This window comes from Bacillus sp. RK1064 (assembly GCF_051488405.1).
Lineage (GTDB): Bacteria > Bacillota > Bacilli > Bacillales > Bacillaceae > Bacillus.
The window spans coordinates 97,878-110,275 of record NZ_JBPSCZ010000001.1 but is presented as its reverse complement, the minus strand read 5'-3'; the positions used below and the strand labels follow the sequence as shown (position 1 = coordinate 110,275).

Sequence of the window (12,398 nt, the reverse complement as noted above, 5' to 3'; positions counted from 1 at the left end):
AGGGTATACTGGCTAAAAAGAGCTAGATAGAATTCTAGTAGATAATCGACCTGTGCGCTAGTGATTTCCCCTCATTTCCTGTACAATAAAGGTATAAGGAAATGCATGTAAATTACAGGAAACAGGCAGGTTGATGAAATATGTCCAATCAAACAAAACGTCCAGCATATGGAGGGCAGGCAGTTGTCGAAGGTGTCATGTTTGGAGGTAAAAAGAACTATGTGACAGCGATTCGGCGAAAGGATCAGTCCATTGAGTTTTTGAAGCTTCCTCGGACCTCCAATAAACGAACCGCCTTTCTCAAGAAAATTCCCTTTGTCAGGGGTGTTGCTGCACTTGTTGAAGCAAGCGCAAATGGCAGTAAGCACTTGAACTTCTCCAGCGAGCGCTATGACTTAGATCCTTCAGAAGATCATACTCTTGAAAAAGAACAAAAAAGCTCGAAATTATCCATGATTTTCGGCATTGCTGTAATCGGAGTTCTCTCTCTTCTCTTTAGTAAATTTGTCTTTACCCTAGTACCTGTCTTTTTAGCTGAACTGGTGCGGCCCGTCTTTTCAGGGAATTTCGCACAAATCGCAGTGGAAACATTCTTTAAACTGGTCCTGTTATTAGGCTACATTTACTTTATTTCCATGACCCCTTTAATTAAAAGGGTATTTCAATATCATGGCGCAGAACATAAAGTCATAAACTGCTATGAACAGAATCTTGACATCACAGTGGAAAATGTCCAAAAACAATCACGGCTGCATTATCGATGCGGCAGCAGCTTTATTTTATTCACTGTCATTGTCGGAATGTTCGTCTATTTACTCGTACCGACAGATCCTTTATGGGTGAGAGTTCTGAATCGCTTGGCGCTCATTCCGGTTGTTCTGGGCATTTCATTTGAAGTGCTTCAGCTCACGAACAAACTCCGAGAAGTGCCTGTGCTTAAAGTGCTTGGCTATCCTGGCCTTTGGCTGCAATTGCTCACAACAAAAGAACCCTCTGACGATCAAGTCGAGGTAGCCATTGCAAGTTTTAATGAACTTCTTCGTTTAGAGGAAGCGTCTGAGAAACAAGCGTCAGATTCTGCTCATCAAGTGATCTAACTTATAAATCCGGTAAATTCCTTCGGAGGTGGACAGTTATGAATCGCCGAGTACATCCTGCTTTTACCATTATTTTCGCTTTAGGTATTTTGGGATTTGTGTATTTACTCACAACGAATCCAGGCAGACTTTTTACAATGCTGCTATCAGTTGTGATCATTGGAGCGGTTGTATTTTTCCTATTTAGATGGCTGATGAATCGAAGAACTGGAACAGAGGGCAATCTTTATCGTAAAGCAGTCAAACAATCAAAACGTCGCTACCAGCAGCCTAAACCAAAAACGAAAAGCCAGATGAAAAATCGGGTCACTCATTTGCGAAGCGTGCCGACTGACCACAAGTCTAAGCCCGTCCTTCTCAAAAAGAAAAGCCAAACACAGTTAACTGTGATTGAAGGCAAGAAAAACAAAAAGAAGAATCGCGCCTTGTTTTAAAATGTCCAGCTTTTTAAAAATTGCTCGGCTTTCTGTCTGCCTAGATCGACAAGCGCCTTTTTCTTTTCTGTCATCAGATGAAAATCAGTGGCAATGACGTGTTCTACAGGAATAAAAATAACATGACGTTCGTGTTTTGTGGCAATGTGTCTCTCGTCATGAGCACCACGCATCGTTTCAAAAAGAGCGCCAAACAGTTCAAACGCATTGCGGATGGAGTGTTGAGGGCGTTCTTTTTCGTTTGGGGTTAATGTGACACCGACGAACGGTCTTTTTTTCTCTTCCGCAAACAACCAAATTGGAAAATTGCTAAGCACTCCTCCATCCACAATGGTACAAATGCCTTTTGATGACCTTAGTTTGACAGGCTCGAAAAAATACGGCAGGCTGCAACTCATCCGAATCGCCCTTGCAACGGAAAAGCGCTCTGGATTTAAGCCGTATGAAGGAAGGTCGTCTGGCAGCACGAGGATTTTCCCATTTGTTAAATCAGAGGCAACAATTTTCAGAGAATCTTTTTTGAGATCACCAAATACGGTAACCCCTTTTCGTTTCAACACATCTGTCAGCCATTTTTCCAGCCGGTCGCCTTTGTACAGACCGAGGCGCCAGTAAATGGATACCCACCTGAGCATTTTAAACGGAATGAATTGGCATCTCCTGTCAAGCAAGTGATGTTCATCCATTTCATCTAAAAGCTCCCGAATCTCCTGACTTGTAAAACCTGCTGCGATGAGTGAAGCAATGATCGCTCCAGCACTTGTACCAGCAAGGCGGACAAATTGATATCCTCTCGCTTCAAGCGCTTCATAGGCACCCGCAAGTGCTGCCCCTTTAATGCCTCCACCTGAGAACACACCATCTATCTTCATCAAGGAGCCCCCTTTGATATCACGCTATTAATAGTGTAAGAGCATATGCTTTCAATTAGAACTTTAATCAAAAAGGACACCCATGCTGAGGGTGTCCTTTCAGCGTGTAGACAAACCCTCGCATTCGGTGTCAGGTCTGCGCTCCGGTGCTCACGAATGTCAAATTCGCTCCGCTCCGGTACTCGTCCTTCCTAGACTGCAAAGGTTTTCAAGTCACGCTGAAAAAAAAGAAGACAAAGGGCTAAAATAAAGTTCATTTTAGCCCCTTGTCAACAATATGAAAGAACACCCTTGCTGAGGGTGTCCTTTTTCTTAAGATTCTTGATTTGTTTGTTCGTTTTTCTTTTGAATCGCTTTCAGCTGAACAGATCGCTCGTCGTTTTCTTCAAAAAATTGAACGAGATCGCCGATGCGGTCAATGCTGTTCCAGCTGAGATGATGTTCAATGCCTTCTACATCATCATAAATTTTCTCTTCATCTACACCAATGATTCTTAAAAATTGCTCTAGCAGTTCATGTCTGTATACGAGACGTTTTCCAATTTTTTTGCCTTTCGGGGTTAAAATTAGACCACGATACTTCTCATAAATGAGGTATTCATCTTTATCTAGCTTCTGAACCATTTTTGTTACAGAGGAGGGATGGACAGCGAGTGCTTCTGCAATATCAGAGACTCTGGCATATCCTTTTTCTTCTATCAGCATATATATTTGTTCAATGTAATCTTCCATACTAGGTGTAGTCATAAAACCCCTCCATAATGCACCTTTACTTAATAATCATAACAATTCTACACCATCGCCCATTAAAAAACAAGGAGTGTCCACCGTCTTAACGCTTGTAATTCCACTCGTCTGAGGCATATTTCGTTTTGGCGAGATGATGAACAAACGCTAATTCTTCATCTGTCAGCTCATAAGGCACAAGCTCAATATTTAACCCTTTTTCAAATCCTCGTTTAAACGCAACACGCGCATCGTCTATTGTACAGGTTCGGTCTGAGATTTCATTGATGGCGACCGCTTTGTTTTTAAAGCTCCGCTGCATCCGCTCTCTCACACGGTCGTTTGGATAAAGAAATAAATCGAACAATTTGTCCTCATCAAGGTCAATTAAGATGGAGCCGTGCTGGAGGATCACTCCTTTTTGTCTCGTTTGAGCACTGCCTGCTACCTTTCTGCCTTCTACGACAAGCTCATACCAGGAAGGAGCATCGAAGCATACAGACGACCTTGGATTTTTTAAGCTTTCTTTTTCTTTATCTGTACGAGGAATGGCAAAATATGCATCGAGTCCCAGTTCTTTAAAGCCCTCTAAAATGCCTTCTGAAATGACGCGGTATGCCTCTGTCACCGTCGCTGGCATTTCTGGATGTTCCTCTGACACAATCACGCTGTAGGTCAGCTCCTGATCATGAAGAACCCCCCGCCCTCCAGTTGGTCTGCGGACAAACCCAAGACCATAGCGCTCGACTGCTTCCATGTTGATTTCCTTTTCAACATGCTGAAAATACCCAACAGACAATGTCGCCGGATTCCATCCATAAAAACGGATGACAGGCGGGATGAGCTTCTCACTATGCCAATAAAGCAAGGCTTCATCCATTGCCATGTTAAAGGCTGGGTCTTGATTTCCTGTATCAATGAAACACCATTTCTCTTTTTGCATATAAAAATCCCTTCTCTTTTACGTAGTCAATGTTAGATGATGGTGATGGCCACCGGTTTTCTCTCTTCATCAGTCTATCAAATAGGGAACGAATTGAAAATAATTCTTACCATTTATGATGACAAGTTTCTTTTGCTTTACTATAATAGTATTTGTCTAAAACGTACCATCAGACAGGCTACTGTGCTGATGCTCAAGAAGGAGTCGAGTTGTATTGTCAATATTCAACTATATCGTCCTCTCACTTTGTGGACTTTTCGTTCTTTATTCCATCGGCAGCTACATTTATCAGCAGCGCATTATGAAAACGCTGACGGAAGCAGAATTTATTAAAGGTTACCGCAAAGCTCAACTCATTGATGTGAGAGAGCCAAATGAGTTTGAAGGCGGACATATTTTAGGGGCAAGAAACATCCCCCTTTCCCAGCTAAAGCAGCGCAAAAATGAAATTCGTCCTGACAAGCCTGTTTATCTCTATTGCCAAAACAATTTAAGAAGCGGAAAAGCAGCTCAAACTTTACGTAAAAACGGCTGTCGTGAGATTTATAATTTAAAAGGCGGCTTTAAAAAATGGGGCGGCCGCATCAAAACAAAGAACTAACAAAAAAGACTCTGGGAGCGTGGTCCCCCTGAGTCTTTTTTTCTTTATCTTTCAAAAACGAGGACTGGATTCCGCGCGGCCTTTGTTTCGTCCATTCGTTTGACGACCGTCGTATGCGGCGCTTCCTGTACCACTTCTGGATTCTCTTCTGCTTCTTTGGCAATCTGAATCATCGCTTCGATGAAGGCATCAAGAGTTTCTTTTGATTCTGTTTCAGTTGGTTCAATCATGATACATTCCTCTACATTGAGCGGGAAGTAGATCGTTGGCGGATGATAGCCAAAATCAAGTAATCGTTTAGCAATATCGAGTGTCCGCACACCTAATTTTTTCTGACGTTTACCTGAAAGGACAAATTCATGCTTACAGTGACGGTCAAATGGCAAATCGAAATGAGCACTTAAGCGGCGCATCATATAGTTCGCATTTAACACGGCATTATCCGTTACAGCCTTTAGGCCGTCTGGACCCATAGAGCGAATGTACGCATATGCTCTGACGTTAATGCCAAAGTTGCCATAGAACGGCTTCACGCGGCCAATTGATTCTGGTCGATCATCATCAAAGTAAAAGCGGCCTTCCTTCTTCACAAGTACCGGCTTTGGCAAGTACGGAATCAAATCCTTTTTTACACCAACAGGACCTGAACCAGGGCCTCCGCCTCCGTGTGGACCTGTAAAGGTTTTATGAAGATTTAAGTGAACGACATCAAATCCCATATCCCCCGGTCTTGCTCTGCTTAAAACGGCATTCAAGTTGGCTCCGTCATAATAAAGCTTACCGCCAGCTCCATGAACGATTTCAGCCATTTCTAAAATATTTTCTTCGAATAGGCCGAGTGTATTCGGATTCGTCAGCATTAAAGCAGCTGTTTCTTCATTGACAACACGGCGCAGGTCCTCTAAATCAACAAGCCCATTCGTATCAGATGCGACGGTAATGGTTTCAAATCCGGCCACTGTCGCAGATGCCGGGTTCGTTCCATGGGCAGAATCAGGCACAATGACTTTTGTTCGCTTATGGTCTCCTCTTGCTTCATGGTACGCACGGATCATCATGAGTCCTGTCCATTCCCCGTGTGCTCCTGCCGCAGGCTGTAATGTCACAGCGTCCATCCCAGTAATTTCTTCAAGATGAGCACCCAGGTCGTGGAGTAACTCTAATGCACCTTGCACAGTGTCTGCCTCCTGTAGTGGATGGACTTGCGCGAAGCCTGCAAGGCGTGCGACCTTTTCATTAATCTTAGGATTATATTTCATCGTACAAGAGCCAAGAGGATAAAATCCGGAATCGACCCCATGATTACGTCTTGATAATGCTGTATAATGACGCATGATATCAAGCTCAGATACTTCAGGAAGCTCAGCATCCTCATGACGGATATACGTGTCATCAAATAAAGACGGGATCTCCTGTTCAGGTACATCTAAATCAGGCAGGCTATAACCAATTCTTCCTTCTTTGGATAATTCAAAAATAAGCGGCTGATCTTGTTTATTCATGGCGATCCCCCAATTCCTTAATGAACGTATCAATTTCTTCTTTCGTTCTTAGCTCTGTTACGGCGACAAGCATGTGATGTTGAAGCTCTGGGTAGTCTATCCCTAAGTCATAGCCGCCGATGATTCCTTTTTCAAGCAATCGTTTATTGGCTTCTTTCACAGGCTCTTGTAATTTGATCACAAATTCATTAAAATGGGCCCCTTCTACATCAGCAAGCAGTCCATATGTTTGAGCCTGCGTCTTAGCATAGTGCGCTTTTTGCACGTTTTGATAGGCGATGTCTTTGATGCCTGTTTTTCCGAGTGCTGTCATGGCAACGGAAGCGGCTAATGCATTTAATGCCTGATTCGAACAAATATTGGACGTCGCTTTATCTCTCCGAATATGCTGCTCACGCGCTTGAAGGGTCAGCACAAACCCACGAACACCATTTTCGTCTTCTGTCTGCCCCACTAAACGACCTGGCACTTTTCGCATCAACTTTTTCGTCACAGCAAAATATCCGCAATGCGGTCCGCCAAACGCTGCTGGAATGCCAAACGGCTGTGCATCACCAACGACAATGTCTGCCCCAAGTTTTCCTGGCGGCGTCAGTAACCCGAGTGCAAGCGGATTGCTTGAGACAATGAACAGACTTTTCCCTTTATGCGCAATAGGTTCAATGTCTTTTAACGGTTCGACGACACCAAAAAAGTTTGGATATTGCACAAGAACTGCTGCTGTATCGTCGCAGACGGCCTTCTCTAATGCTGCTAGATCCGTCTGCCCTTTTTTCGCAGGCACTTCAACAACTTCGATGTGCTGTCCTTTGGCGTATGTTTTTAGCACTGCTCTTGATTCAGGGTGAACCGTTTCAGAAACAACCACTTTTTTCTTTTTTGTATGTCCCGCAGCGAGCATCGCCGCTTCAGCTAATGCCGTCCCGCCATCATACATCGAGGAGTTAGCAAGATCCATACCCGTCAGCTCAGCAATCATTGTTTGAAATTCAAAAATGGCCTGTAATTCACCTTGCGAAATCTCCGGCTGATAAGGTGTGTATGCTGTATAAAATTCAGAACGTGAGATGACATGATCAACAATAACAGGCTGGTAATGATCATATACACCGGCACCAAGAAACGATGCATAGGAAACCGTATCTTTATTCTTTGCAGCTAATCGGGATAATTCCCTTACGAGCTCTGTTTCAGATGCGGCTGGTTTAATGTTGTATGCTCCTTTAAATCTCACTTTTTCTGGGATATCTGAAAAAAGCTCATCAATCGACTGAACGCCGATGACATCCAGCATTTCTTTTTGATCTTGCTCTGTTTGCGGCAGATACCTGTGCTTCATCCTCTATTCCCCCTCATTATTTGGCTCTTTTATAAAATGGTGTCGAGACGATTTTAGCTTTTAGACGTTTTTTGCGAACTTGTACTTCCACCTCTGCCTGAAGCTGCGCCTGAGAAGATTCGATCAAAGCAAGCCCGACATTTTTCTTTAGTGTTGGGGATTGTGTGCCCGTTGTGACAACCCCAATCTGCTTTTCTCCTGAAAAGACCGGATAGTCTGTGCGCGGAATCCCTTTATCGATCATTTCAATGCCGACAAGCTTTCGCTTCGCTCCCTCTTCTTTTTGCTTTTTGAGCGCTTCTTTGCCAATAAAATTGGCTTCTTTATCCGTTATGACAGCAAAGCCAATCCCGCCTTCTAATGGAGAGATATCCTTTGTCAGCTCCTGGCCATAAAGCGGAAGTCTTGCTTCAAATCTCAAGGTGTCACGTGCACCGAGCCCGCACGGTATTAACCCTTTTGGCTTGCCTGCTTCTAATAAAGCCGACCAGATGTGGACCGCATCTTCTGACTGGCAGTAGATTTCAAAGCCGTCCTCCCCTGTGTAGCCCGTTCTTGAAACAAGCACTTCTTTTTGAGCGACCTCAGCTTTTGATAAAAATGTAAATGGCTTGAGAGATGTCACCTCTTCATCCGCCACATCTTTCATAATGTCAGCAGCAAGAGGTCCTTGAAGGGCTAGCAAGGCGATTTGATCAGAGACATTTTGGATCAATACGTCGTTCTCATCTTGATGCTGAAGCAGCCAATCCACATCTTTTTCAATATTTGATGCATTAATGACAAGCAAATAATTGTTCTTTTCTTTTTGATAGACGAGCAGATCATCCACCGTCCCGCCATCTTCATAGCACATGGCTGTATATAGTGCCTTACCGTCTGTCAGCTTAGACACATCATTGGTTAATAACCTTTGTAAAAAAGGAAGGGCATCTTGACCTTTGATTTCCACCTCACCCATGTGAGACACATCAAAAAGCCCTGCTTTTGTTCGAACAGCTTCATGTTCTTCTTTAATGGAAGAAAATTGGACAGGTAATTCCCAGCCCCCGAAGTCAATGGTTTTTGCGCCAAACGTTTCATACGCATGAAAAAGCGGTGTTCGTTTCAACATCAATCGTTTCCCCCTTTTTTCTTTCAGTGCAGATCACAAGCTGAATTTTCAGAAAAAAATCGCAGCAAAAAAGGACAGAGCGCTCCCTTTTATCAAAAAGAAGTCTCTGTCCTTGCACCTGAAAGTTTACAGCACAACAGCATTGTGCGTTTTCCCCTTTGGTGGTTTGCTAAAAATCGATGAGCAAACACTCTCCAGAGTTGCGTCCGGTAAGAGTACTTTTGCCTGAGAGATTCACTGAAACGATTCAGCTTGCTCCTTCGGCGCCTGCCAGTGCTAAATAACCGCCAAGTCTCTCCCCATACCATCATCCGCTCATATTCTTCACATTTATTGGACATACTATCAAAATGGGTGACTTATTTTCTAGATCACTTACCAACATCCTACCATTAGAAACGGATGAAGAGCAATAGAAAAATCATTAACATTTTTTAAACAAACATTCACTATCGTTCGCTTTTATTCATATATCTAGTCTTTTAAAGACCTCTTAAAAAATGAAGCGTTTAAATACAGAACAATTTTACCCTTAACCTATTAGAAAGGCAGGCAATTACATTGAATATTCAAACGATTTTTGATCAGGAATGGGCAAGTGAATTTCAGCAGCGGCTTGCAGCAGACGGCCCCTGGGCGAACTGGGAAATGTACCGTTTAGCGACGCAGGTCCAAAAAGTCACAGCCATTGATTCATTTGAAGGACTGCAAGCTCCCGCGCACCTGCCTGCATTCACGCCTTTAAAACATCAGCTTGAAGTAGCCAGAAGAGTCGTAGAAGAGATGAACGGAAAAGCCATTTTAGCAGATGAAGTGGGACTTGGAAAAACCGTAGAAGCAGGACTCATTATCAAAGAATACATGATTCGTGGACTTGCAAAAAAAATTCTCATACTTGTCCCCGCCTCCCTTGTGTCTCAATGGGTACAGGAGCTGCGGACGAAATTTTACATTGATGCTGTTGAACAAAAAAAGAGCTACGTCTGGGAGCAGTGTGACGTCGTGGTTTCCTCCATTGATACAGCCAAAAGACAGCCGCATCGAGACACCATTTTATCAATTGCCTACGATATGGTCATTATTGATGAAGCACACAAACTGAAAAACAATAAAACGAAAAACTATGAATTTGTGAGAAATCTAAATAAGAAATTCTGCCTGCTGCTGACAGCGACACCTATCCAAAACCGTATCGGAGAAATATTTAATCTCGTTTCCCTTCTGAAGCCAGGCCACCTCGGGAATGAACATCAGTTTAAAGATGTCTTTGCCAAAAAGGATTTACAGCTTGAAGACCACGACCGATTAAAACAGCTTGTGAATAAAGTGATGATTCGTAACCGAAGGCAAGACACAGGCATCGAGTGGACAAAACGGCATGTCAAAACGATTTCCATTGATTTCTCTCCAACGGAACAAGCTTTGTATGATGAAATCTGCAAGCTGAAAGAGAACCCGTCTTATGCAAAGCACATGTTTTCCATCATGACCTTGGAACGAGAATGCTGTTCAAGCCGCGAGGCGGTCTATATGACAATTAAAAAAATGCAGGAAGATGAAAAACATATCCTTGGATTCTCTGCTATAGCGCAAATTATGGAGAAAATCAATCAAGTTCAGCAAAACACAAAGGCGCTTGAAGTCGTCAAGCTTATTCAGCAGTTAAATGAAAAGGTCATTATTTTCACCGAATACCGCGCGACACAAATTTATTTACAATGGTTTCTTCAGCAAAATGGCATCAGCTCCGTTCCTTTTCGAGGCGGCTTTAAGCGGGGCAAAAAAGATTGGATGAAAGATTTATTTAGAGAACGGGCGCAAGTGTTAATTGCGACAGAAGCGGGCGGCGAAGGAATCAACCTTCAGTTTTGTAACCAAATCATCAACTACGATCTTCCGTGGAACCCGATGCGTCTAGAACAGCGAATTGGACGTATCCACCGCCTTGGACAAGAGCGAGATGTCCACATTTACAATATGGCAACAAACGGAACCGTTGAGGAACATATCTTAAAGCTTTTATATGAAAAAATTCAGCTGTTTGAAAACGTCATTGGCGATCTAGATGATATTTTAACGCGAATAGATATCAAAGATGCCGAAACAGAACTACATCAGATTCTCTTTCAGCACGAATCAGACGGAGACATGAAAAAGAAATTAACCCAGTTTGCTTCCTATTTATCAGAAGCAAAAACACCACTTTTAGAAAAAAGACAGCAAGGCTCATAAAGGAGAGTTGATCAATGGAGCAGCGTGACATACATACCTTTCTTCTCCGTTTCTTTCAGGCAAATCAATGCGACATACTAGAAGAAAGTGCAGGACATATGACCGTACAACTAACCATCGATATGGATAAATTGATTATGAACCGCCCTTTTTATTGGCACTGGCTTGAAAAAACTGGTGGTGTACCAGAGCCGCGGCAATTGACCCTCATCACCGATCAAAAAAAAGTGGATGATACGATTGAGGGTGAATTTATCCACTTCGGCTCCCCTCGTTTATTTCAAATATTTGAAGCTGTCAAACAGCAGGGCCGTTTTATCCGTCTCTATGAACGAGTCACTCCGCTCACGAACAACCAGATCGCACTCGAGCCATGGCTTGGTCTCAATGTGAAAATTTCTTATCTCGCAGATCGAAAGAAGGATAAGCTTTTATCACTAGGACTTCATCTAATACGCGGAGAAGTCGTTGAACAATTTCAAGAAAAGCTGGAAACCCGTGAGCTGTCATCTCAAATTCCCGATTATTGCTTTACAATGAGTACAATGATCAAGCCAGAAAGCGGAGTCAAACGGCTCTATAGTCTAATGGAGCGTTACGCCCATGAGGAACCAGACAATTGGGCGGTGAGAGCTGTTCAAAAATGGAAAGAAGACACTGAACTTTTAAACCAATTTTATGAAGGGACTTCAGACACGTCTGTAGAATATGAAATAGAAAGACAAGCACTCAAAACTTTATACAAACCAAAAATCAGTCTTACGATTGAAAATGGCGGACTTTTTTACTTACAGCAAAAAAGAGGAGGTTGACCCATAGGTCCCCTCCCTTTCATGTGACATACAATTTTCGATCAGCCAAAAGCAACGTTTGTCTGTTTGTATTGGGCGGAAAAATGACGCAAGCAAACTATGAGGTCTTACCACCTGTGTCTTTCCATTTCATGCGTTAAGTGCCTGAAATACATGATTCAGTATTTTAGGAGGGTATTTGTATGGAAAAGAAAACGAACATATTAGACAGTGAATGGGTTCAATTATTACTTGAAGCTCGTAAAGCAGGGCTAACAGTTGAAGAAGTCCGTCAATTCCTCAAATCAAGTGAAAAGTCCTCTGAGTCTCACCCTCTGGTAAGAAGTCATTCTATCAAACCTTTCTGAATGTGCTATAATATCGAAAGGAAGGTGATGACATTGATTGGCCAGCGTATTAAACAATACCGCAATGAAAAAGGCTACTCACTATCAGAACTGGCCGAAAAGGCTGGGGTAGCGAAGTCTTATTTAAGCTCAATAGAAAGAAACTTGCAAACAAACCCCTCCATTCAATTTCTTGAAAAAGTCTCCGCTGTTCTGGACGTCTCGGTTCATACACTGTTACACGAAAAAGATGAAACCGAATACGATGGTCAATTAGATAGTGAATGGGAAAAACTAGTTCGAGATGCAATGACATCAGGGGTTTCGAAAAAGCAATTTCGTGAATTTTTAGATTATCAAATCTGGAAAAAAAATCAAGAAGAGGAGTAAAGCGCACATT

General features: G+C 42.8%; 13 protein-coding genes and 2 riboswitches. Of the genes, 7 read left to right on the top strand and 6 right to left on the bottom strand.

Annotated elements, in window-relative coordinates:
* Positions 1 to 140 precede the first annotated feature (140 nt).
* Positions 141 to 1,097, top strand: a complete 957-nt coding sequence (locus ACSSTM_RS00635; RefSeq protein ID WP_060596827.1) for a DUF1385 domain-containing protein — start codon at positions 141 to 143, stop codon at positions 1,095 to 1,097.
* A gap of 38 nt (positions 1,098 to 1,135) precedes the next feature.
* Positions 1,136 to 1,531, top strand: coding sequence for an SA1362 family protein (locus ACSSTM_RS00630; RefSeq protein ID WP_437403956.1), 396 nt, complete (start codon positions 1,136 to 1,138; stop codon positions 1,529 to 1,531).
* Here the strand turns inward: ACSSTM_RS00630 and ACSSTM_RS00625 are convergent.
* The 3 genes from ACSSTM_RS00625 to ACSSTM_RS00615 all read right to left on the bottom strand — a co-directional run bounded on the left by ACSSTM_RS00625 (position 1,528) and on the right by ACSSTM_RS00615 (position 4,072).
* Entirely contained in the window at positions 1,528 to 2,403 is an 876-nt protein-coding gene (locus tag ACSSTM_RS00625) for a patatin-like phospholipase family protein (RefSeq protein WP_034661272.1), read from the bottom strand. The genes ACSSTM_RS00630 and ACSSTM_RS00625 overlap by 4 nt on opposite strands.
* Before the next feature lie 312 nt (positions 2,404 to 2,715).
* The gene (gene mntR, locus ACSSTM_RS00620) at positions 2,716 to 3,150 is read right to left on the bottom strand and encodes a transcriptional regulator MntR (protein WP_003215946.1); all 435 of its coding nucleotides are present in this window, start codon (positions 3,148 to 3,150) and stop codon (positions 2,716 to 2,718) included.
* Between the two features lie 85 nt (positions 3,151 to 3,235).
* On the bottom strand, positions 3,236 to 4,072 hold the full coding sequence (locus ACSSTM_RS00615; RefSeq protein WP_003216009.1) for a lipoate--protein ligase family protein: 837 nt from the start codon (positions 4,070 to 4,072) through the stop codon (positions 3,236 to 3,238).
* Positions 4,073 to 4,292: 220 nt separating this feature from the next.
* Here ACSSTM_RS00615 and ACSSTM_RS00610 point away from each other — a divergent pair, with 220 nt between their 5' ends.
* Positions 4,293 to 4,673, top strand: coding sequence for a rhodanese-like domain-containing protein (locus ACSSTM_RS00610; protein WP_024718853.1), 381 nt, complete (start codon positions 4,293 to 4,295; stop codon positions 4,671 to 4,673).
* 44 nt (positions 4,674 to 4,717) lie between these two features.
* On the opposite strand, the gene gcvPB is transcribed toward ACSSTM_RS00610, so the two are convergent.
* Genes gcvPB through gcvT form a run of 3 tightly spaced genes read right to left on the bottom strand, consistent with a single transcriptional unit; the run spans position 4,718 to position 8,628 of the window.
* Positions 4,718 to 6,175 (bottom strand): aminomethyl-transferring glycine dehydrogenase subunit GcvPB, encoded by a 1,458-nt coding sequence (gene gcvPB / locus ACSSTM_RS00605; RefSeq protein WP_034661274.1) that lies wholly within the window; start codon positions 6,173 to 6,175, stop codon positions 4,718 to 4,720.
* A complete protein-coding gene (gcvPA, locus tag ACSSTM_RS00600) occupies positions 6,168 to 7,514 on the bottom strand; it encodes an aminomethyl-transferring glycine dehydrogenase subunit GcvPA (protein ID WP_034661275.1) in 1,347 nt (448 codons plus the stop codon). The genes gcvPB and gcvPA overlap by 8 nt, the downstream gene beginning before the upstream one ends.
* Positions 7,515 to 7,530: 16 nt before the next feature.
* A complete protein-coding gene (gene gcvT / locus ACSSTM_RS00595) occupies positions 7,531 to 8,628 on the bottom strand; it encodes a glycine cleavage system aminomethyltransferase GcvT (RefSeq protein ID WP_095285384.1) in 1,098 nt (365 codons plus the stop codon).
* A gap of 104 nt (positions 8,629 to 8,732) precedes the next feature.
* A riboswitch (glycine riboswitch) is annotated at positions 8,733 to 8,828 on the bottom strand.
* Between the two features lie 3 nt (positions 8,829 to 8,831).
* A riboswitch (glycine riboswitch) is annotated at positions 8,832 to 8,939 on the bottom strand.
* A 250-nt stretch (positions 8,940 to 9,189) separates the two neighbouring features.
* Here gcvT and ACSSTM_RS00590 point away from each other — a divergent pair.
* From ACSSTM_RS00590 to sinR, 4 genes are all read left to right on the top strand, one after another.
* Entirely contained in the window at positions 9,190 to 10,860 is a 1,671-nt protein-coding gene (locus tag ACSSTM_RS00590) for a DEAD/DEAH box helicase (RefSeq protein ID WP_034661278.1), read from the top strand.
* Between the two features lie 14 nt (positions 10,861 to 10,874).
* Positions 10,875 to 11,672 (top strand): YqhG family protein, encoded by a 798-nt coding sequence (locus tag ACSSTM_RS00585; protein ID WP_437403955.1) that lies wholly within the window; start codon positions 10,875 to 10,877, stop codon positions 11,670 to 11,672.
* A gap of 182 nt (positions 11,673 to 11,854) precedes the next feature.
* A complete protein-coding gene (locus ACSSTM_RS00580; protein WP_003217357.1) occupies positions 11,855 to 12,019 on the top strand; it encodes an anti-repressor SinI family protein in 165 nt (54 codons plus the stop codon).
* 33 nt (positions 12,020 to 12,052) lie between these two features.
* Positions 12,053 to 12,388, top strand: coding sequence for a transcriptional regulator SinR (sinR, locus tag ACSSTM_RS00575; protein ID WP_095285385.1), 336 nt, complete (start codon positions 12,053 to 12,055; stop codon positions 12,386 to 12,388).
* Positions 12,389 to 12,398 lie beyond the last annotated feature (10 nt).